18 protein-coding genes and 1 tRNA gene are annotated in these 20,837 nt (G+C 64.1%); 7 read left to right on the top strand and 12 right to left on the bottom strand.

Annotated elements, in window-relative coordinates:
• Position 1 precedes the first annotated feature (1 nt).
• From infB to Q1W68_RS01730, 9 genes are all read right to left on the bottom strand, one after another.
• Complete coding sequence (infB, locus tag Q1W68_RS01770) at positions 2-2,875, bottom strand: translation initiation factor IF-2 (protein WP_300715485.1); 2,874 nt, start codon at positions 2,873-2,875, stop codon at positions 2-4.
• A 31-nt stretch (positions 2,876-2,906) separates the two neighbouring features.
• Positions 2,907-4,406, bottom strand: a complete 1,500-nt coding sequence (gene nusA / locus Q1W68_RS01765) for a transcription termination factor NusA (protein ID WP_300715484.1) — start codon at positions 4,404-4,406, stop codon at positions 2,907-2,909.
• Between the two features lie 51 nt (positions 4,407-4,457).
• The gene (gene rimP, locus Q1W68_RS01760) at positions 4,458-5,057 is read right to left on the bottom strand and encodes a ribosome maturation factor RimP (RefSeq protein ID WP_300662200.1); all 600 of its coding nucleotides are present in this window, start codon (positions 5,055-5,057) and stop codon (positions 4,458-4,460) included.
• A 181-nt stretch (positions 5,058-5,238) separates the two neighbouring features.
• On the bottom strand, positions 5,239-5,460 hold the full coding sequence (locus tag Q1W68_RS01755) for a DUF2788 domain-containing protein (protein ID WP_056274579.1): 222 nt from the start codon (positions 5,458-5,460) through the stop codon (positions 5,239-5,241).
• Between the two features lie 3 nt (positions 5,461-5,463).
• Positions 5,464-6,213 carry a DUF2189 domain-containing protein gene (locus tag Q1W68_RS01750; RefSeq protein ID WP_300649077.1) on the bottom strand — a complete coding sequence of 250 codons (750 nt, stop codon included), beginning with the start codon at positions 6,211-6,213 and terminating at the stop codon, positions 5,464-5,466.
• A gap of 63 nt (positions 6,214-6,276) precedes the next feature.
• On the bottom strand, positions 6,277-7,884 hold the full coding sequence (locus tag Q1W68_RS01745) for a dipeptide ABC transporter ATP-binding protein (RefSeq protein ID WP_300649076.1): 1,608 nt from the start codon (positions 7,882-7,884) through the stop codon (positions 6,277-6,279).
• Complete coding sequence (locus Q1W68_RS01740; protein WP_300649075.1) at positions 7,884-8,936, bottom strand: ABC transporter permease; 1,053 nt, start codon at positions 8,934-8,936, stop codon at positions 7,884-7,886. Before Q1W68_RS01740 ends, Q1W68_RS01745 begins: the two co-directional genes overlap by 1 nt.
• Complete coding sequence (locus Q1W68_RS01735) at positions 8,920-9,948, bottom strand: ABC transporter permease subunit (RefSeq protein WP_300649074.1); 1,029 nt, start codon at positions 9,946-9,948, stop codon at positions 8,920-8,922. Before Q1W68_RS01735 ends, Q1W68_RS01740 begins: the two co-directional genes overlap by 17 nt.
• Positions 9,949-10,055: 107 nt before the next feature.
• The gene (locus tag Q1W68_RS01730) at positions 10,056-11,903 is read right to left on the bottom strand and encodes an extracellular solute-binding protein (protein WP_300649073.1); all 1,848 of its coding nucleotides are present in this window, start codon (positions 11,901-11,903) and stop codon (positions 10,056-10,058) included.
• A gap of 38 nt (positions 11,904-11,941) precedes the next feature.
• Here Q1W68_RS01730 and fabI point away from each other — a divergent pair, with 38 nt between their 5' ends.
• Positions 11,942-12,739, top strand: coding sequence for an enoyl-ACP reductase FabI (fabI, locus tag Q1W68_RS01725; RefSeq protein ID WP_300649072.1), 798 nt, complete (start codon positions 11,942-11,944; stop codon positions 12,737-12,739).
• Positions 12,740-12,763: 24 nt separating this feature from the next.
• Entirely contained in the window at positions 12,764-13,618 is an 855-nt protein-coding gene (locus Q1W68_RS01720) for a DNA ligase (protein ID WP_300649071.1), read from the top strand.
• An 8-nt stretch (positions 13,619-13,626) separates the two neighbouring features.
• Here Q1W68_RS01720 and Q1W68_RS01715 read toward each other — a convergent pair whose 3' ends face one another.
• Positions 13,627-15,909, bottom strand: a complete 2,283-nt coding sequence (locus Q1W68_RS01715; RefSeq protein WP_300715483.1) for an arginine/lysine/ornithine decarboxylase — start codon at positions 15,907-15,909, stop codon at positions 13,627-13,629.
• A gap of 227 nt (positions 15,910-16,136) precedes the next feature.
• Between Q1W68_RS01715 and Q1W68_RS01710 the strand changes: the two genes are divergently transcribed.
• The 5 genes from Q1W68_RS01710 (at position 16,137) to Q1W68_RS01690 (ending at position 19,488) form a co-directional block, all read left to right on the top strand.
• The gene (locus tag Q1W68_RS01710) at positions 16,137-16,562 is read left to right on the top strand and encodes an NfeD family protein (RefSeq protein ID WP_300649069.1); all 426 of its coding nucleotides are present in this window, start codon (positions 16,137-16,139) and stop codon (positions 16,560-16,562) included.
• Positions 16,563-16,628: 66 nt separating this feature from the next.
• A complete protein-coding gene (locus tag Q1W68_RS01705) occupies positions 16,629-17,543 on the top strand; it encodes a stomatin-like protein (RefSeq protein ID WP_300649068.1) in 915 nt (304 codons plus the stop codon).
• A gap of 22 nt (positions 17,544-17,565) precedes the next feature.
• Positions 17,566-17,958 carry a DUF2237 domain-containing protein gene (locus tag Q1W68_RS01700; RefSeq protein WP_300649067.1) on the top strand — a complete coding sequence of 131 codons (393 nt, stop codon included), beginning with the start codon at positions 17,566-17,568 and terminating at the stop codon, positions 17,956-17,958.
• Between the two features lie 36 nt (positions 17,959-17,994).
• Positions 17,995-18,084: transfer RNA gene (locus Q1W68_RS01695), tRNA-Ser, on the top strand.
• A 189-nt stretch (positions 18,085-18,273) separates the two neighbouring features.
• Positions 18,274-19,488, top strand: a complete 1,215-nt coding sequence (locus Q1W68_RS01690) for an integrase arm-type DNA-binding domain-containing protein (RefSeq protein WP_300649066.1) — start codon at positions 18,274-18,276, stop codon at positions 19,486-19,488.
• Between the two features lie 154 nt (positions 19,489-19,642).
• Here the strand turns inward: Q1W68_RS01690 and Q1W68_RS01685 are convergent, their stop codons facing one another.
• Entirely contained in the window at positions 19,643-20,275 is a 633-nt protein-coding gene (locus Q1W68_RS01685) for a LysE family translocator (protein WP_300649064.1), read from the bottom strand.
• Positions 20,276-20,447: 172 nt separating this feature from the next.
• Complete coding sequence (locus tag Q1W68_RS01680) at positions 20,448-20,708, bottom strand: hypothetical protein (RefSeq protein WP_300649063.1); 261 nt, start codon at positions 20,706-20,708, stop codon at positions 20,448-20,450.
• Between the last annotated feature and the right edge of the window lie 129 nt (positions 20,709-20,837).

Here is a 20,837-nt window from a genome sequence, read left to right as displayed (position 1 = left end):
TTTACAGCGTCCGCGCCACTTCCTTGACCTCGAAGAATTCGAGCTGGTCGCCTTCTTTGATGTCGTTGTAGTTCTTCAGCTTGATACCGCACTCGAAGCCTTCCTTGACTTCGCGCACGTCGTCCTTGAGGCGCTTGAGCGTGTCGATCTCGCCGGTGTAGATGACCACGTTGTCGCGCAGCAGGCGGAAATGCGCGCTGCGGGTGACCTGGCCAGCTGTGACCATACAGCCGGCAATCGTGCCGATCTTGGTGGCCACGAACACAGTGCGGATCTCGGCCGAACCGATGACCTCTTCGCGCTTCTCGGGCGCCAGCATGCCGGACATCGCCGCCTTCAACTCGTCCACAGCGTCGTAGATGATGTTGTAGTAGCGCAGGTCCACATCGTTGCCTTCGGCCAGCTTGCGCGCACCCACGTCGGCGCGCACGTTGAAGCCGATGATCACCGCCTTGGAGGCGATGGCCAGGTTCACGTCGGACTCGCTGATACCGCCCACACCTGCGAAGACCAGCTGCACCTTGACCTCGTCGGTCGAGAGCTTGAGCAGCGACTGGGCCAGCGCTTCTTGCGAGCCCTGCACATCGGACTTGACGATGATGGGCAGCAGCTTGACCTCGCCGGCCGACATGTCGGAGAACATGTTCTCCAGCTTGGCGGCTTGCTGGCGGGCCAGCTTGGTGTTGCGGAACTTGCCGGCACGGTAGGTGGCGATTTCGCGCGCACGGCGCTCGTCGGTCATCACCATGAAGTCGTCGCCGGCCTGCGGCACTTCCGACAGACCCTGAATTTCCACCGGGATCGACGGACCGGCCGCCTTGATCGGCTTGCCGTTCTCGTCCAGCATGGCGCGCACGCGGCCGGAGGTCTGACCCACCAGCACCACGTCGCCGGTCTTGAGCGTGCCGCTCTGCACCAGCACCGTGGCCACCGCACCGCGTCCTTTGTCCAGACGGGCTTCGATCACCAGGCCCTTGGCCATGGATTCCACCGGCGCCTTGAGTTCCAGCACTTCGGCCTGCAGCAGCACCTGCTCCAGCAGGGCATCGATGCCCACGCCGGTCTTGGCGGACACGCCCACAAAAGGCACGTCACCACCGAACTCTTCGGGCACGACTTCTTCGGCCACGAGTTCCGAGCGGACCTTTTCCAGGTTGATGCCCGGCTTGTCGATCTTGGTCAGCGCCACGACGATGGGCACGCCCGCCGCCTTGGCGTGTTTGATGGCTTCCTTGGTCTGTGGCATCACGCCGTCGTCCGCCGCGCAGACCAGGATGACGATGTCGGTCGCCTGGGCACCACGGGCACGCATGGCGGTGAAGGCCTCGTGACCCGGGGTGTCGAGGAACGAGATCATGCCGCGCTCGGTCTCGACGTGGTACGCCCCGATGTGCTGCGTGATGCCGCCCGCTTCGCCCGCCGCCACCTTGGCGCGGCGGATGTAGTCCAGCAGCGAGGTCTTGCCGTGGTCCACGTGACCCATGACGGTGACGACGGGGGCGCGCGGCAGCAAGGCATGTTCCTGCTGCGAGGTTTCGTCGTCGGCAAAGGCTTCTGGATCGTCCAGTGCCGCCACCACCGCCTTGTGGCCCAGCTCTTCCACCACGATCATGGCGGTGTCCTGGTCCAGCGGCTGGTTGATCGTGACCATCTGGCCCAGCTTCATCAATTGCTTGATGACCTCGGACGACTTCAGGCTCATCTTGTGAGCCAGTTCAGCCACCGTGATGGTCTCCGGCACGTGGACTTCAATGACCTTGACTTCGGTCGGCGCCACGAAGTTGCTCTGACCCGTGTCGCGCGAATCGCGCGAGTCGCGGCGACCGCGCGGACCTCCGCGCCAGTTGGTCGAACGCCCGGCGCTGGTGTCGCCACGTGTCTTGATTTCTTTTTTCTTGGCCGCGTCGTCTTTCCAGGTGGACGACAGGTTCTCCGACTTGATCTCTTTCTTGCCGGCCACTCCGACGGCGGCAGCACCAGCGGCGGTGGTGGCGGGCTTGCCGGGTGTGCCGGCGGGCTTGTGCAGCGTGCCCTTGATGCCGGCCTTCGGGTCGACAGGCGCTGGCTCGGGCTTCTTGGCCACCATGGTCTTGGCGGGTGCCGACATCATGGCGCGGATGTTCGCAGCTTCGGCCTCGGCCTTGCGGCGGCGCTCCACCAGATCCTGCGCGCGCAGGTCGTCCGCACGTTTGCTCTCGGCGTTGCGGTCGGCGATCACACGGGCGGCTGAATCGCGTTCGAGCGAATCGGTCTTGGCCTTGGCGTCCTTGGCGGTGCGGGCTGCAATGGCTTCGGCGATGCCTTCGGGCGAAGCGGCTTCAGCGGCTGCGCGGGCGGCTGCCTCAGCCGCGTCGGCGGCTGCTGCAGCGGCACGTTCCTGCTCGACAACCGCTTGTGCCAGGCGGGCTTCTTCTGCTTCGCGGGCCTGGCGCTTCTCGTTGAACTCTTCTTCCTGGCGGCGCAGCAGCTCGGCCTGGCGGCGCGCGTCTTCCTCGCGGCGGGCCAGTTCTTCGGTGTCGATCACCGGCGCGGCCGCGACCGGCTCTTCGACCGCTTCGGGCACGGCCACTTCGTCATCACGCTTGATGAAGGTGCGCTTCTTGCGCACTTCCACCTGGATCGTGCGGGCGCGTCCGGTGGAGTCGGCCTGCTTGATTTCGGAGGTCGATTTCTTCACCAAGGTGATTTTCTTGCGCTCGCCGCCGGCCGTGCCGTGGCTGGCTTTGAGGTGGCCCAGCAACGATTGCTTGTCGGATTCGGTGACCGGATCGGTCCCGGACGACTTGGGCACGCCCGCTGCGGAGAGTTGCTCCAGCAGGACGGTGGTGGGCTTGTTCAGCTCGGCAGCCAGTTCGGCGACGGTGGTACTTGTCATAGGTCTCTATTCTCCGATGGGCCTCCGCTGGTCAGGTCGTGGATTGCGCTTCGTCACCGGTGAACCAGTGAGCGCGTGCCAGCATGATCAGCGCGGTGGCCTCTTCAGGCGTCTGTGCGGTGATGTCGGTGAGCTCGTCGGTGGCCAGATCGGCCAGCTCGTCGCGGGTGTGGATGCCGCCGTCGGCCAGCTTGGCGATCAGCTCCGGGGTCACGCCTTCGAGGTCGCGCAGGTCTTGCGAAACTTCTTCGACGCTCTCTTCGCGAGCGATTTCCATGGTCAGCAGGGCATCCTTGGCGCGGGTGCGCAGCTCATTGACCGTGTCTTCGTCGAACGACTCGATCTCCAGCATTTCCTGCAGCGGCACATAGGCCACTTCTTCAAGGCTGGTGAAACCTTCCTCGATCAGGATGTCGGCAATTTCCTGGTCGACGTCGAGCTTGGCCATGAAGACCTTGCGGATGCCGTCGGCCTCTTCGGCCTGCTTCTGGGCCGACTCGTCGGCCGTCATGATGTTGATGCGCCAGCCGGTCAACTCGGACGCCAGGCGCACGTTCTGACCGCCGCGGCCGATGGCGATGGCGAGGTTTTCTTCGTCCACCACCACGTCCATGGCGTGACGCTCTTCGTCCACGACGATGGAGACCACGTTGGCCGGCGCCAGCGCGCCGATGACGAACTGCGCCGGGTCTTCCGACCACAGCACGATGTCCACACGCTCACCCGCGAGTTCGTTGGTCACGCCGTTGACGCGCGAACCGCGCACGCCGACACAGGTGCCGATGGGGTCGATGCGGCGGTCGTTGGTGTGCACGGCAATCTTGGCGCGCGAACCCGGGTCGCGGGCGCAGGTCTTGATCTCCAGCAGGCCTTGTTCAATCTCGGGCACTTCCTGGCGGAAGAGTTCGATCATGAAAGAGGGGGCCGAGCGCGACAACAGGATGGGTGCGCCGCGCAGCGTCAGGTCCACGTCCATGATCATGGCGCGCACGCGGTCGCCGGTGCGGAAGTTTTCCTTGGGGATCATCTCGCCGCGCTTGAGGCGACCTTCAACACGGCCGCTCTCGACGATGAGGTCGCCCTTGTCCATGCGCTTGACGGTGCCCACGAAGATCTTGTCGCCGCGCGACATGAAGTCGTTGAGCAACATTTCGCGCTCGGCGTCGCGGATCTTCTGCAGGATGACCTGCTTGGCGGCCATGGCGCCAATGCGGCCGATCGGCACGCTCTCCACCGGCTTCTCGATGAAGTCGCCTTCTTCGATGTCGGCGAGTTCGTCGCGAGCGTCGGTCAGCAGCTCTTCGGCGTCGGGGTTCTGCAGGCCGGCCTCATCGGGCACGACCAGCCAGCGGCGGAAGGTCTCGTAGGCACCGGTGTCCGGGTCCATGGCCACGCGGATGTCCACGTCGCCCTTGTAGAGTTTTTTGGTGGCCGAGGCCAGCGCCAGTTCCACGGCGCCCAACACGACGTCGCGCTCGACGTTTTTTTCGCGCGAGATCGCGTCGATCAGCATCAACATTTCGCGGTTCATTTCACTCGCCCACCTTTCCGAATTGCATGTCCTGGCTCACTTTGATTTCTCTCATTCGTCACTGTCTGAAGCGTTGGCTCCAGGGGCCTGGCGGCCCTTGAAATTCACGATCGGCGCCAAGCGCGCCTGCTGGATGTCGTCCAGCGAAAAGGTCATGGCCTGCAGGGCCACGGGCGCGCGTTTCTTGCTCACCCGAGCGCCGGGCTTGGGTTCGGGCGCATCGCTCCAGACCACCTGCCACTGCACGCCATCGTCAGCACGCTCCAGCGTGCCCCTGAATTTCTTGCGGTTCGCCGCCACGTCGGTCCCGGTGGCGCCGATCGGCGCCTTCAAGGTGAGGTCAATCACGTGACCTTCAAACCGCACGTAGTCAATCTCGCGTTTGAGGGGCCGGTCAATGCCCGGCGAACCCACTTCGAGGCGTCGGTATTCCAGGCCCTCGACTTCCAGCAGGTATTGCAACTGACGCGTGATTTTTTCGCAATCTTCGACCGTGACAAAACGCTCGGCCGGCACCGGTTGGCCGGCAACGGGCGCCTCCCAAGGCAGGTCGATCGTGACCTTCAGCAAGCCGCTGCCCGAGCGCTCCAACTCCACCAGGTCAAAACCCAGTCCGGTGACGGTCTGCTCTACGATCTCTTGCCAAGCCATGCTGATGGTGTCTGCCCAGGGTGCGCCGTTCGATCCACCCTGTGGATTACCCCAGGGTCAAAAGCGTTCGGCCAAAAAAAATGGGCCGGTAGTTACCCGCCCATTTGGTCGTGAAGCTCGCATTGTAACGCCTGCAACCACCGATTGGCAACCCAATCGACCGTTCAATGCTGAACACCGTTCAAATACCCAGCACCCATTGAATGAGGTTTTTGGCCAGAAACCCCAACATACCGAATGAGAGCACCAGAAACAGCACGAAGGTGCCGAACTTGCCGGCCTTGGATTCCCGGGCCAGGTTGAACACGATGAAGAGCATGTAGAGGATGAAGGCACCGACGCCAAACGTCAGCCCGAACTGTGCGATCTGGCCTTCGGTGTAGCCGAACAGGGTGTTGCCCATCAATCAGCCCTCCAGCCGATGGGCCGTCAGGTCGCGGTAGGCATGCCAGCTTGCGTGCGCCAGCAGCGGGATCAGCACGATCAGACCGAGCAAGGCGGTGAGCATGCCGATGCCGACCAGCAAGGCGATCACCACCGCCCATGTCACCATGGGCCCGGGGTGGCTGGCCACGGCACGCCAGCTCTCGGCCACCGCCTCCATCACCGAAGCGCGTGTGTCCACCAGCATGGGGAGGGCCACCACGGTGGAGGCGAACACGGGAGCGGCCAACAAGGCGCCGAGCACCAGCCAGACCTCGAACAGGCCCACTTCGCGCACCAGCACCACATGACGCAGGAAGTCCACCGGCTTCTGGATGGGCACGGGCGACCAGAGCGTGATCAGGCCGGCCGAGGTGAGCACCCAGCCGGTGCCGGCCAGTCCCAGCAGCAGGCCGAACTTCACCAGACGGCCGTCGCCCGAGCGCCAAAGCTGCACCACCTCGCCCAACCCGGCGTTGCGCTGGCGGCTGACCTGGTAGAGACCGGTGGCCAGGATGGGCGCGACGATGAGGAAACCCGAGAAGGCGCCGGCCAGCAGCCAGAACTGGTCGCGCGCAGCCCACAGCAGCAGCCAGCCGAAGGCGGTGAGCAGCAGGCCGTGAACCAGGCCGGGCACCGGGTTGCGCCGCAGGTCGGCCCAACCCAGGGCCAGCCAGCGCCAGGACGACTGAAGCGAGACAGGGCGCGTTGAAGGGGGTGATGGGTCGGTCATGACCGACGGTTATACGCCGCCCCACCCGCCAGCGGCCTGACGCAGGTCAAGCCCTTGAGCGCCTCAGGCGGCCGCCTGCACCAGCGTGCGTGTGTAGGGATGCGCGGGCGCGCGCAACACCTGCTCGACCGGCCCGCTCTCGACCACGGCGCCGTCTTTCATCACGATGACGTGGTGCGCCATGGCCTGGATGACATCCACGTCGTGCGTGATCAGCAGGTAGCTCAGACCGCGTTCGCGCTGCAGGCGCTGAAGCAAGGCCAGCACCTGTTTCTGCACCGTCACATCGAGCGCGCTGGTGGGTTCGTCCAGCACCAGCAGTTGCGGGTCGATGATGAGCGCACGCGCAATCGCCAGGCGCTGGCGCTGCCCGCCCGAGAACTCGTGCGGGTAGCGCTGCAGCCAGTCACCGCCGCGCCGGGGATCGTCGACCAGGCCCACATCCGCCAGTGCCATGACGACGCGGTCACGGCGCTGCGCCACTGAAAGACCCGGCTGGTGCACCAGCAGGCCTTCGCCGACGATCTGCTCGATGGTCATGCGCGGCGAGAGCGATGAAAACGGGTCCTGGAACACAACCTGCACCCGCTGGCGCAGCGCCCTGCTCTCGCCGTTCTTCAGGGCCTGCGTCCAGTCGGATCCTGTGACCTGCAAGTTGCCTTGGTAGGGCAGCAGACCCAGCGCGGCCAGCGCCAACGTGGATTTCCCCGAACCCGATTCGCCGATCACGCCCAGCGTCTGGCCCGGCCCCAGATCCAGATCGGCGCCCTGCACCGCGATGAACTCGCCCTTCTTGAACCAGCCCCTCAGGCCGGGCAATGGAACGGGGTAACCCACGCGCAGGCCGCGGGCTTGCAGCACCGGTGTGGCGTCGGCAGCAGGCGGGCCAGCGGGCACCACGTCACGCTCGGGTTTGCTGGCCAGCAGCATCCGTGTGTAGGGGTGCCGGGGCGCGGCAAACACGTCGCTCACGCCGCCCTGCTCCACCAGATGGCCCTGCTCCATCACGGCCACCCGGTCGGCAAAGCGGCGCACCAGGTTGAGGTCGTGCGTGATGAGCAGCACCGCCATGCCGTGCTGGCGCTGCAGATCGGCCAACAGGTCCAGGATCTGGCCGCGCAAGCTGACATCCAACGCGGTGGTGGGCTCGTCGGCCAGCAGCAGCTTCGGGCTGCTGGCCAGCGCCATGGCGATCATGGCGCGCTGGCGCTGGCCGCCGCTGAGCTGGTGCGGGAAGGCGTTGGCGCGGCGCGCTGGCTCGGGGATGCCGGTGGAGGCCAGCAGCTCGATGGTGGACGACAGCGCCTGACGCGGCGTGAGACCCTTCTTCAGCTGAAGCACCTCGCCGATCTGGTCACCCACGGTGTAGAGCGGGTTGAGCGCCGTCATGGGCTCCTGGAAGATGATGGCCACCTCGTCCCCGCGCACACCGCGCAACTGGTGCTCGGTCATCTGCAGCAGGTCGCGGCCGTTGAGCAGCGCCAAGCCGCTCACATCGGCGTTGTGCACCAGGCGCAGCAGCGACAGCGCCGACACCGTCTTGCCCGAGCCGGATTCGCCCACCAGCGCGAGCTTCTCGCCGGCCCGGATGGCGAAGTCGATGCCGTGCACGACGTCCTGCCCACCGAAGGACACGCGCAGGCCTTTCACGTCGAGGAGCTTGGGGGCCATCATTTGTCCGCTTTCCGCGGGTCCAACGCATCGCGCAAGGCATCCCCCATGAAGGTCAAGAGCAGCAGCGTGATCACCAGCACCGCGAAGGTCGAGAGCGAAATCCACCAGGCGTCGATGTTGTTCTTGCCCTGGCTCAGCAGCTCGCCCAGCGACGGTGTACCGGGTGGCACGCCCAGGCCCAGAAAGTCAAGCGAGGTGAGCGCCAGGATGGCTGCGCTCATGCGAAACGGTAGAAAGGTGACCACTGGTGTGAGGCTGTTGGGCAGCACATGGCGCCAGATGATCTGCCAGTTGGACAGGCCCAGCGCGCGCGCTGCGCGCACGTAGTCCAGCTGGCGGTTGCGCAGGAACTCGGCGCGCACGTAGTCGGACAGACCCATCCAGCCGAACAGGCTGAGCAGGATCAGCAGCAGGCTGATGCTGGGCGCGAACACGGCCGAAAAGATGATGAGCAAATACAGCTCGGGCATGGAGCCCCAGATCTCGATGAAACGCTGGAAAGCGAGATCGGTTTTGCCACCGAAGAAGCCCTGGATGGCACCGGTGACCACCCCCAGCAGCACGCCGATGACGGTGAGCGCCAGTGCGAACAGCACGCTCACGCGAAAGCCGTAGATCAGCTGGGCCAGCAGGTCGCGGCCGCGATCGTCGGTGCCGAACAGGTTGTCCAGCGTGGGCGGCGACGGGTTGGGCAGTTTGGCGAAGTAGTTCAGCGTCTGCGGGCCGTAGGGATTGGGTGCGTATATCGCCCAGTTGTCGCCCTTGCTCAGTTGTTCGCGGATGAAGGGGTCGAGGTAGTCGGTGGTGGTGTCGAAGTCGCCACCGAACACCGTCTCCGCATGGTCCTTCAGCATGGGGAAATAGGTCGTGCCCTCGTAGCGAACGACCAAGGGCCGGTCGTTCGACAGCACCTCGGCGAACAGGCTGCCCACCACCAGCAGGCAGAACAGCACGAGACTCCAGTAGCCCAGGCGGTTGCGCTTGAAGCGGCGCCAGGCGCGGGCGCTCGGCGACAACGAGGGTGTCACGGCTTCAGTCGAATTTGACACGCGGGTCCACCCAGACGTAGCAGAGGTCGGAAATCAGCTTGGTCACCAGGCCGATCAGCGTGAAGAAAAACAGCGTGCCGAGCACGACGGGATAGTCGCGCCGGATCACGCTCTCATAGCTGAGCAAGCCCAGGCCGTCGAGCGAGAACAGGGTTTCGATCAGCAGCGAGCCCGCGAAGAAAGCGCCGATGAAGGCCGAGGGAAAGCCGGTGACGATGGGGATGAGCGCGTTGCGAAAAACGTGTTTCCAAAGCACCTGCCGCTCGCTCAGGCCCTTGGCACGCGCGGTCATCACGTACTGCTTGCGGATCTCTTCCAGAAACGCGTTCTTGGTCAGCATGGCCGTGACGGCGAAGCTGCCCAGCACCATGGCGGTGACCGGCAGGGTGATGTGCCAGAGGTAGTCGACGATGCGCGCCCCCCAGCTGAGCTCTTCCCAGTTGGAGGATGTGAGACCACGCAGGGGAAACCACTGCAGCTGACCGCCAAAGATTACCAGCAGCGCGACACCCAGCACGAACCCCGGGATGGCGTAGCCGATGAGCACGAGCAAGGTGGTGGCCAGATCGAAACGCGAGCCGGCCCGCACCGCCTTGGCCACGCCCAGCGGCACCGCCACCCCGTAGCTGATGAGGAAGGTCCACAAGCCGAGCGTGATGGAGACCGGCAGCTTCTCCAGGATGAGTTCGGACACGGCCTTGTTCTGGAAGAAGCTGGTGCCCAGATCGAAGCGCGCGAACTGACCGAGCATCTGGAAGAAACGTTCGTGCGCCGGCTTGTCGAAGCCGTAGAGGGCTTTGATCTGCTCGATGCGTTTGGGGTCCACACCTTGCGCGCCGCGGTAGACCGAGCCACCTTCGGCGCCCGCTGCCCCGGCACCCGCACGGGCTTCGGCCAGGTACTGGTCCACCGGACCGCCTGGCACGAACTGGATCACCACGAAGGTCAGCAACAGCACCCCGAACAGCGTCGGGATCATGAGCAGCAGGCGTTTGAGGATGTAGACCCACATGGCGTGTCAGTTGCTCCGAGGTGAGAAGGCCGCCGCGCCGGGCCGCCCCAGGCAAGGCCAGCCCCCTCGGGGGGCAGCGACCCGCGCAGCGGTGGAGCGTGGGGGCATCATTTCTGAGCCCACCAGGTGTCGATGGCCCAGACCTCACCGGATGCATAAGGGGGCATGTCTTTCGGGCGAGCCAGCCGCCATGCGTTGTAGGCCATGCGGTGGGTCGTGGCTGACCACTGCGGGATCAGCACATGGCTGTGGGTGATGGCGCGGTCCAGCGCACGGCAGGCGGCCAGAAATTCGGGTTGTGTGGGGGCTTCCACCATGCGCTCGATCAGCGCATCCACGGCCGGGTTGGCGGTGCCGGTGTGGTTGCCCGAGTCTTCGGTCTTGGCAGCAGCGCTGCCGAACAGGTCGGCGTACTCCGCACCCGGGTTGTTGGTGCCGCCGTAGGCCAGCGAAACGATGTCGAAATCAAAGCTGCGCAGGCGCTGCTGGTACAGCGCGAAGTCCACCGGGCGGAACTTCAGTTCAACACCCAGCTTGGTGAGGTTGCGGATCCAGGGGGTGACCACGCGAGCGCCGGTCTCGTTGCTGTCGAGGTACTCGATCGTCATGGACTTGCCCTGCGCGTTGCGCAGTTGGCCGCCCTGCACGGTCCAGCCGGCCTCACGCAGCAAGGCCTGCGCGCGTTTGAGGTTGCCGCGCAGGGAGTCCGTGCCATCGGTGCGCGGCGCTGCATACACCGGGCCGAACACGGCGGGTGGCAGTTGTTTGCGCCAGGGCTCCAGCAAGGCCAGCTCCTCGGGCGGGGGCGTGCCCTGCGGCGAACAATCGGTGTTGCCGAACAGCCCCTGCACGCGCTGGTAGGCGTTGTAGAACATCTGCCGGTTCATCCACTCGTAGTCCATCGCCAGACCCAGCGCCTCGCGCACGCGGATGTCGTCCAGCGGCGGTCGGCGTGTGTTGAGCACATAGCTTTGAAAGCCGGTGGGCAGGCGGTGGGTGAACTCGCCCTTGACGAGTTCACCGGTATTGAAACGTTTGCCGTTGACGCGACGCGCCCAGTCCCCTGCCGAGAAAAAGCGCATGAGGTCGAACTCGCCCGCCTTCAGCGCTTCAAGCTTGGCCGTGTTGTCCTTGTAGATCTTGACGACGATGCGGTCGAAATTGGCGGTGCCCCGGCGAACCGGCAGGTCGCGCGCCCAGTAGGCCGGGTCGCGCACGTAGGTGATGTCCCGGCCGAACTGAACCGGACCGATTTTGTAAGGCCCGCTGCCGATGGGAATGTCGGTCACGACCTGGTCGAAGGTCTTGCGCTGGCCGGTCTTGGGGTCGATGGCATTGCCCCAGGCACGGCTGAACACCGGCAGCCCGCCCACGGTCAGTGGCAGTTCCCGGTTGGGCTTCTTGAAGCGGTAGCGCACGGTTCTCTCGCCCAGCACGTCCAGTCCGGCCACGTCTTGCAGCACGGTCTTGAAGGCGGGTGAGGTGTGTGGACCCAGCAACGTGTCGAAGCTGTGCTTCACGTCGGCGGCGAGCACCGGGTCGCCGTTGTGAAAGCGCGCGGTGTCGCGCAACTTGAACGTGACCGACAGGCCATCGGGCGCGGTCACCACGTCCTCGGCCAGCAGGCCGTAGGCGGCCCCGTTTTCGTCCAGCGCGCCAGCGAGCAAGGAGTCGAACATCAAGTTGGACAAATAGGCCGGCGCACTGCCGCGCAGCGTGAACGGGTTGTACTTGTCGAAGGTGGACAGCCGAAGGTTGCTCACCAGCCGCAACTCACCGCCCTTGGGTGCGGTGGGGTTGACATAGTTGAAATGGGTGAACCCGTCGGGGTACTTGAGCTGGCCCCACAGCGCATAGCCGTGAGCGGCCCAACCCGCCGTGCTCCAGAGCACCAGCAACGCGGCCAGGGACGTCGAGACGAGTCGGTGGCCGGGGCAGATGCGGGAGAAGTGCATGCGACAATTCTGAAGGATTTTTCATTGGAGACAGAAACATGGGTTTTCTCACCGGCAAGAAATTGCTGATCACGGGCGTGCTGTCCAACCGGTCCATCGCCTACGGCATCGCCAGGGCCTGCCACCAGCAGGGTGCCGAGCTCGCGTTCAGCTACGTCGGCGAGCGTTTCAAGGACCGCATCACCGAGTTCGCTGCCGATTTCGACTCCAAGCTCATCTTTGATTGCGATGTGGGCGACGACGCCCAGATCGAGAAGCTGTTTGCCGACCTGGCGCAGGTGTGGCCGAAGTTCGACGGCTTTGTGCACAGCATCGGCTTTGCACCGCGCGAAGCGATTGCCGGGGATTTTTTGGACGGCCTGACGCGCGAGAACTTCCGCATCGCGCACGACATCAGCGCTTACAGTTTCCCTGCCATGGCCAAGGCCGCGCTGCCCATGCTCAACGAGAAGTCGGCGCTGCTGACCCTCACTTACCTCGGAGCCCTGCGCGCCGTGCCCAACTACAACACCATGGGTCTGGCCAAAGCCAGCCTGGAAGCATCGGTCCGTTACCTGGCCGAGTCGTTGGGTCCCAAGGGCATGCGCGTCAACGGCATCAGCGCTGGCCCCATCAAGACCCTGGCCGCCAGCGGCATCAAGGACTTCGGCAAGTTGCTGGGCATGGTCGCCAGCGCTTCACCGATCCGCCGCAACGTGACCATTGAAGACGTGGGCAACGTGGCCGCGTTTCTGCTGAGCGACCTGGCCGCTGGCGTCACCGCCGAGATCACCTACGTGGACGGTGGCTACAGCCACACCACGGGCGTGAGCCGCGACAGCGACGCGCTGAGCTGATTCCTCTGCGCTTCGGGGGCCGCCATGAGGCGACGCGAGCTGCTTGGCTGGTTGGGCCTGGTCACCTGTGGCCTGTCTGCCCCTGTTTTGGCTGCCGATGCACCGGCCCTGATGCTTGCCAACGTGTACCGGCCCGGTGTGCCGCTGCACGACTACTGGCTGAGTGAAAAATACGATGGCCTTCGCGGCTTCTGGGATGGCCAGCAGCTGCTGACCCGCGGCGGTGAAGTCATCGCAGCGCCCGGCTGGTTCACCGCCGGATGGCCCGCCGAGCCCATGGACGGCGAACTCTGGATCGGTCGAGGGAAATTTGAAGCAGCGCTCGCCACCGTGCGCCGCCAAACCCCCATGGATGACGCCTGGCGACGCGTGCGTTTCATGGTGTTCGACCTGCCCGCCCACCCGGGCCGCTTCACCGACCGCATCCAGGCCTGTCAGGCGCTGGTGCGACAACTCCATCGCCCCTGGGTCCAGGCCGTCCCTCAGGAGCGCGTCGCCAGCCACACCGAGTTGATGGCGCGGCTGGACCAAGTGGTGAAAGCCGGCGGCGAAGGCCTGATGCTGCACCGGGGCGACTCGTTCTATCGAGCCGAGCGCAACGACGACCTGCTGAAGGTGAAGACGCACGAAGACGCCGAGGCGCGCGTGTTGCAGCACTTGCCCGGTCAGGGCCGACACGCCGGTCGCATGGGCGCCTTGCTGGTGGAGACACAGGAAGGTGTGCGGTTCCGTCTGGGCACTGGCTTCACCGACGCCCAGCGCGAGCGTCCGCCCGCCGTGGGCGAGTGGGTGACTTTCCGCTTCCGCGGTGTCAACGAGAGCGGCGTGCCGCGCTTCGCCAGCTTCTTGCGGGTGCGGGCTGATGCTCCGCCCCGATAAGCGTCTCTTCAGGCTTTCACGCAGTCGGCAAAGTAACGCTTCTTGCCATCGTCGCCCACCATCTCCACGAGACCGTGGATGTCGGTCTCGAAGCCGGGGCACAGGGCGTTGAACTCGCGCGCGAACTTGAGGTAATCCACGATCTTTTTGTTGAACACCTCGCCCGGGATCAGCAGCGGAATGCCCGGTGGGTATGGCGTGACCAGGCTGGTGGTGATGCGGCCTTCGAGCTCGTCGATGGGCACACGCTCGGTGGTTCGCTGCGCGATGTGCGCGAACGCGTCGGTCGGCTTCATGGCCGGCGTCAGGTCGCTCAGGTACATCTCGGTCGTCAGGCGCGCGATGTCGTAGCGGGCGTAGAGCTCGTGCACGTGCTGGCACAGGTCGCGCAGGCCCATCTGCTCGTAGCGCGGGTGCTTCTGGCAGAACTCCGGCAGGATGCGCCACATCGGCTGGTTCTTGGCGTAGTCGTCCTTGAACTGCTGCAGCGCGGTCAGCAGCGTGTTCCAGCGGCCCTTGGTGATGCCGATGGTGAACATGATGAAGAAGCTGTACAGACCCGTTTTCTCCACCACCACGCCGTGCTCGGCGAGAAACTTGGTGACGATGGACGCGGGGATGCCTTCGGGCTCGAAGCGGCCATCCAGGTTCAGACCCGGCGTGACGATGGTCGCCTTGATCGGATCCAGCATGTTGAAGCCGGGCGCCATGTCGCCAAAGCCGTGCCATTCCTTGGCGGTGGCCTGCGAGCCCGCCGGGTCGGGGTTGAGCACCCAGTCGACGGCCTCACCCATGCCTTCGTCGGCCAGATCGTCCGGTCCCCAGACCTTGAACCACCAGTCGTCGTCACCGAACTCGGCGTCGATCTTGCGCATGGCGCGGCGGAAGTCGAGCGCCTCGAAAATGCTCTCTTCCACCAGCGCCTTGCCACCGGGCGGCTCCATCATGGCCGCGGCCACATCGCAGCTGGCGATGATCGCGTACTGCGGGCTGGTGCTGGTGTGCATCAGGTAGGCCTCGTTGAAGAGGTGGCGGTCGAGCTTGCGATCGACCGCGTCCTGCACCAGCACCTGGCTGGCCTGGCTGATGCCGGCGAGCAGCTTGTGGGTGGACTGCGTCGCGAAGACGATCTGGTCCTTCGGCCGTGCGCGCTTCTTGCCCATGGCGTGGAAGCTGCCGTAGAAGCGGTGGAAAGCTGCGTGTGGCAGCCAGGCCTCGTCGAAATGCAGCGTGTCGATGTAGCCGTCGAGCGCGTGCTTGATGGTCTCGGTGTTGTAGAGCACGCCGTCGTAGGTGCTCTGCGTCAAGGTCAGGATGCGCGGCTTGACGGTCTTGGCATTGACGCCCTTGAGCAGCGGGTTGGCAGCGATCTTCTGGCGGATCGCCTCGGGCGAGAACTCGGCTTGAGGGATCGGGCCGATGATGCCGTAGTGGTTGCGCGTGGGCCGCAAGAACACCGGCACCGCGCCGGTCATGATGATCGCGTGCAGGATCGACTTGTGGCAGTTGCGGTCGACCACCACCACGTCGCCCGGCGCCACCGTGTGGTGCCACACCATCTTGTTGCTGGTGCTGGTGCCGTTGGTGACGAAGAAGCAGTGGTCGGCGTTGAAGATGCGGGCCGCATTGCGCTCGCTGGCACCGATGGCGCCGTTGTGGTCCAGCAATTGGCCCAGCTCTTCCACCGCGTTGCACACGTCGGCGCGCAGCATGTTTTCGCCGAAGAACTGGTGGAACATCTGGCCCACCGGGCTCTTGAGGAACGCCACGCCGCCCGAATGGCCAGGGCAGTGCCACGAATAGGAACCGTCTTCGGCGTAGTCCAGCAGCGCCTTGAAGAACGGCGGCTGGATGCCTTCGAGGTAGCTTTTGGCCTCGCGGATGATGTGGCGCGCCACGAACTCGGGCGTGTCCTCGAACATGTGGATGAAGCCGTGCAGCTCGCGCAGGATGTCGTTGGGCAGATGCCGGCTGGTCTTGGTTTCGCCGTAGATGTAGATCGGCACATCCGAGTTCTTGCGCCGCACCTCGTCGATGAAGTTGCGCAGGTTGAGCACGACCGGGTCGAGGTCTGCGCCATGGCTGAATTCTTCGTCGTCGATCGACAGGATGAACGCGCTGGCCCGGCTCTGCTGCTGGGCGAACTGGCTCATGTCGCCGTAGCTGGTCACACCCACCACCTCGAAGCCCTCGACCTCGATGGCCTGCGCCAAAGCGCGAATGCCCAGACCCGAGGTGTTTTCGGAGCGGAAGTCCTCGTCGATGATGACGATGGGGAAACGGAATTTCATGAGGTTCTCCAGCCGCCGGAGCGGCCATCGGGCAAAAGGGTGCGGGTCGTGCGCATGCCACCAAAGGCAAAGCAGGCGCGAAGTGTACGGACAACGTGTGTCCGGGTCCGGGCGACGCCACTCATTTGCCGCAAAATGTGGCGTTGGTCAGACAAACGCCACCCTCGGCCCCAGCGGAGCGGTGGGCACACCGGCCAGAACCATCCATCCAAGTAACGGGAGCAGGCATGTCGGATTCAACATTGTGGTGGCTGCTGGCGGGCTCCACCGTCGCACTCGAACTGTTCACGGGCACGTTTTACCTGCTCATGCTGGCGGTGGGCATGGCCGCGGGCGCCGTGGCCGCTCACGCCGGCCTGGGGATGGTTGGCCAGTTGCTCGTTGCCGCGATCACCGGCTCGGCGGCCGTGGTGGCCTGGTATTTCATCAAGAAGCGGCGCGAGAGCGACCCGTCGGTGCGCGCCCTGCGCAGCGTGAACCTCGATGTGGGCGAGATCCTGCAGATCGACGAATGGAACGTCGATGGCACCGCCAGCGTCAAATACCGGGGCGCCCAGTGGACCGCCATCCACCGTCCGGGCAACACGCCCACACCCGGCAGCTACCGTGTGGCCGAGCTCGTGGGCAGCCGCCTGCTGGTCGACAAGGTCTGACCCCGGACAGCTTGGCGCGCCTGCGCTACCCTCACCACTCTCCAACTTCATCGAGAACCGCCCGCCATGGAAATCGCCATCCTCCTGCTCATCGTTGCTGCCATCTTCATCACGCGTTCCGTCAAGGTGGTGCCGCAGCAGAACGCCTGGGTAGTCGAGCGACTGGGCAAGTACCACTCGTCGCTGGCACCGGGCCTGAATTTTCTGGTGCCCTTCATCGACAAGGTGGCCTACAAGCACAGCCTGAAGGAAATCCCGCTGGATGTGCCCAGCCAGGTGTGCATCACGCGCGACAACACCCAGCTGCAGGTCGACGGCATCCTGTACTTCCAGGTCACCGATCCGATGCGTGCGAGCTATGGCTCGTCCAACTACATCGTCGCCGTGACCCAGCTGGCCCAGACCTCGCTGCGTTCGGTGATCGGCAAACTCGAACTCGACAAGACGTTCGAGGAGCGCGACATCATCAACGCCCAGGTGGTGCACGCCATCGACGAGGCCGCGCTGAACTGGGGTGTGAAGGTGCTGCGATACGAAATCAAGGACCTCACCCCGCCGAAAGAGATCTTGCTGGCCATGCAGGCCCAGATCACCGCCGAGCGCGAGAAGCGCGCGCTGATTGCGGCCTCCGAAGGTCGCCGTCAGGAGCAGATCAACATCGCCACCGGTGAGCGCGAGGCTTTCATCGCCCGATCCGAAGGTGAGAAGCAAGCCGAGATCAACAATGCACAGGGCGAAGCGTCGGCCATTCTGGCGGTGGCCGAGGCCACCGCAGAAGCCATCCGTGTGGTGGCCGAAGCCATCCGCCAGCCGGGTGGCCAGGAAGCCGTGCAGCTCAAGGTGGCCGAGCGCGCGGTGGATGCTTACAGCAAGGTTGCTGCCGACGCCACCACCACGCTCATCGTGCCAAGCAACATGACGGAGGTGTCTGCCCTGATTGCGTCCGCCATGAAAATGGTCGGCGCCACCAAGACCCCGTGAACTTTCTGCAGATCGAACAACCATGACCACCGCCCGCAACGTCCTTGGCACCGAGCTGCTGCCCTGCTCGTACGACCCACTCACCGGCTTCTACCGCGACGGCTGCTGCGAGACCGGCCCCGACGACCATGGCACCCACGTCGTGTGCGCACGCGTGACGGCGACCTTTCTCGAGTTCTCGAGAGAGCGCGGCAACGACCTGAGCACGCCGCGGCCCGAATGGCGCTTCGCCGGCCTCAAGCCGGGCGATCGCTGGTGCCTGTGCGTGCAGCGCTGGAAAGAGGCCTTGCAAGCCGGCGTGGCCCCACCCGTGGTGCTGGAGAGCACCAACGCCACCACCTTGCAACACGTTTCACTGGAGGTTCTGCAACAACACGCCTGGCACAAGACCGCCGATGGCAGCCCGACCGCCTGAGCAGGTCGGCAAGACTGCTACAATCGCAGGCTTCGCGGAGAGGTGGATGAGCGGTTTAAGTCGCACGCCTGGAAAGCGTGTGTGGGCTAATACCCACCGCGGGTTCGAATCCCGCCCTCTCCGCCAAAATTGAGTTTCAGAGCCTCCCAAGGCATCTCGACAGACCCCGAAAAGCCCCGTTTCACCTAGTGATTCGGGGCTTTTTTGTTTTTCGGCGTCCCAAAACACTTCTTGTCATCCAAGGTTTTCTGTTGGTATCGTTGTGGGTATGCAGGTGATGCCGTGTTGGTATCTCCTCTACCAACAGGGGGAAACATGGCCCTGACCGACATAGCCATCAAAGCCAGCAAGCCCACGAACACCGCCTTTAAACTCTCTGATGGGCGTGGCTTGCAGCTGCATGTCACGCCTCAAGGCTCGAAGTTGTGGCGCTGGGCCTACCGCTTTGACGGCAAACAAAAGCTCATGGCCCTGGGCTCTTACCCGGATATCTCGCTTGCCCAAGCCCGAGACAAGGTGGACGAAGCCCGCAAACTCCTGGCCTCTGGGTCTGACCCGATGGCGGCCCGCAAATCCGAGAAGATCGCCCGCCGCTTGGCCGTGGAGGACACCTTTGCTGCCGTGGCGAAAAAATGGTGGGAAAGCTGGAAATCCGCACGCAGCGACAGCCACACCGTCTACGTCTGGCGCCGCCTGGAAGCCGACGTCATTCCAGCGATCGGAACGCGCCCCATCGCAGAGATAGAAGCGCCCGAACTGGTTGCGATGATGAAAGCCATCGAAAAGCGTGGCGCGCTAGACATCGCCAAGCGTGCCCTTCAAACCTGCTCCCAGATCTTCCGCTACGCCATAGCGCACGGCGTGGCCCGCCGCAACCCAGCCGTGGACATTCGCCCGAGCGACGTACTGGCCACACGCAAGAAGGAGAACTACGCCCGGGTCGACGGCAAGGAGCTACCGCAGTTGCTGCGCAAGATTGAGGTGTACAACGGCAGCACCGTCACACGTGTCGCCATCAAGCTGATGGCGATGACCTTCGTGCGCACCAGTGAACTGATCGGCGCTCGCTGGGAAGAGTTCGATTTGGATGGGGCTCGTTGGGACATTCCGGCCTCACGCATGAAGATGAAGTCCCCGCACATTGTGCCGTTGTCCTCTCAAGCGGTGACACTGCTGCGCAGCTTGCACACGCTGACTGGCCACAGCACCTTACTCTTTCCTGGCGAACGCGATCACGAAAAATCCATGAGCAACAACACGATCTTGGGTGCACTCGACCGCATGGGCTACAAGGGCCGAATGACGGGCCATGGATTTCGTGGGATCGCGTCCACCCTGCTGCACGAGCAGGGCTGGCCACATGAGCACATCGAGCTGCAGCTGGCCCACCAAGAGCGCAACCAGGTCAGCGCGTCCTACAACCACGCCCTGTATCTTCAGCCGCGCGCAGCCATGATGCAGGCGTGGAGCAACTTTCTGGATGCCTGCGTGGCGGGCAACGTCGTGGCCACCAAAAAGCACCGTGCGTAGAGGCGCCCTTTTGAAGGAGGACTCGATGTCTTTGACCGTTGGCTTATCTGAGATTCAATCCTTATCTAGTGTGTTGACTGACCAATATCTGGCGCGCCGACTCGATCCTGCAGACATGCCGATCCAACCCGAGCAGTTGTATGGGTGACGCTGGTCAAGGCGCGGTGCGTTTGGTGGCGGCCAGGAACCCTGCAGCCAGCAGAAACACCACACCCGTGACGCGGTTGAAGGCAAGTGCTCGGCGTGGCTGTTGCAGCCACTGCCTTGCACGCGCCGCGGTCAGTGCGTAGATCGACAGCCAAAAGAGTTCGAAAAAGACGAAGGTGACTCCCAGAACCACGAACTGCGGAGCTTGCGACGCCGAGGAGTCGATGAACTGGGGAAACAGTGCGCCAAAGAAAAGCAAGGCTTTCGGGTTGCTGGCACCCACCAGCATGCCACGCGAAAACAACGAGCGAGTGCTGTTGGACCCACGCGCGTCACTTGGAACCTTCAGGCCAGCGGCCTTCGACAACAAGGAGGTCAGCCCCAGGTAGGCCAAGTAGGCGGCGCCCATCCACTTCAGAGCTGAGAAGAGCACGTCCGATGCGGCGAGAACGGCACCCAGGCCGAGCATGGACAGAAACATGATGCAAGCGATGGCCGTCGTGCTCCCCAGTGCCGCTATGAGCGCACGGCGCGAACCGAGCTGAACCGACGTAGAAATGCACATGAGCACACTTGGCCCGGGAGTGACCGTCAAGACGAGGACCGCTACCGCGTACAGCAACCAGGTGGAAAGAGTCATGGGGTAGGTGTTGGATGAAGTGAGGCTGTCAACAAGGTGCAGCCTATGGCTCGCCATTCTCCCTGACAGCGCTCACAACACAGAGGGCCCAACGTCGCTTGTCCATTTGAAAGTGGTTCGATCAGTCGTACCGCAGCGCTGGGCTGGCAAAGCTGGTTGGCGCGACGTCTGATCACCAAAGTGCGGAGTCTTGCAAGCTCACGATCGTGCGCCGCATTCGTCGGTTGTGGTGCCACCGCAGCATCAGGACCACCACAAGACCCAGCGGCAGCGTAATGCCCACCAACTCCCAGATCGAAGGCAACCTACCGAGCAGGAACGTCAACGCCGCGCGGATCCCGTACACACACAAAATCAACAGCAAAAGAGCGACCAGTGCATGGCGCAGTGTTCGACGCAAACCGTTGTTGGCTTTCAGAAACAGGGCTCGCATGGTGGGTAACGGTGGAACTCAGTTGTTGTTGCGGGCTGTTTGCTGCTGCACCTGAGTGAACGGTGGTCGACGGCAGGCAGGACAACCTTGAGGGGGGTATCGATCGCCAAGGGGCGGCACACGAGATAA

This window comes from Hydrogenophaga sp., from assembly GCF_030158645.1.
Taxonomy (GTDB): Bacteria; Pseudomonadota; Gammaproteobacteria; order Burkholderiales; family Burkholderiaceae_C; genus Hydrogenophaga.
Note: the sequence above shows the minus strand (reverse complement) of the source record. Positions and strands in the feature narration are given on the sequence as shown.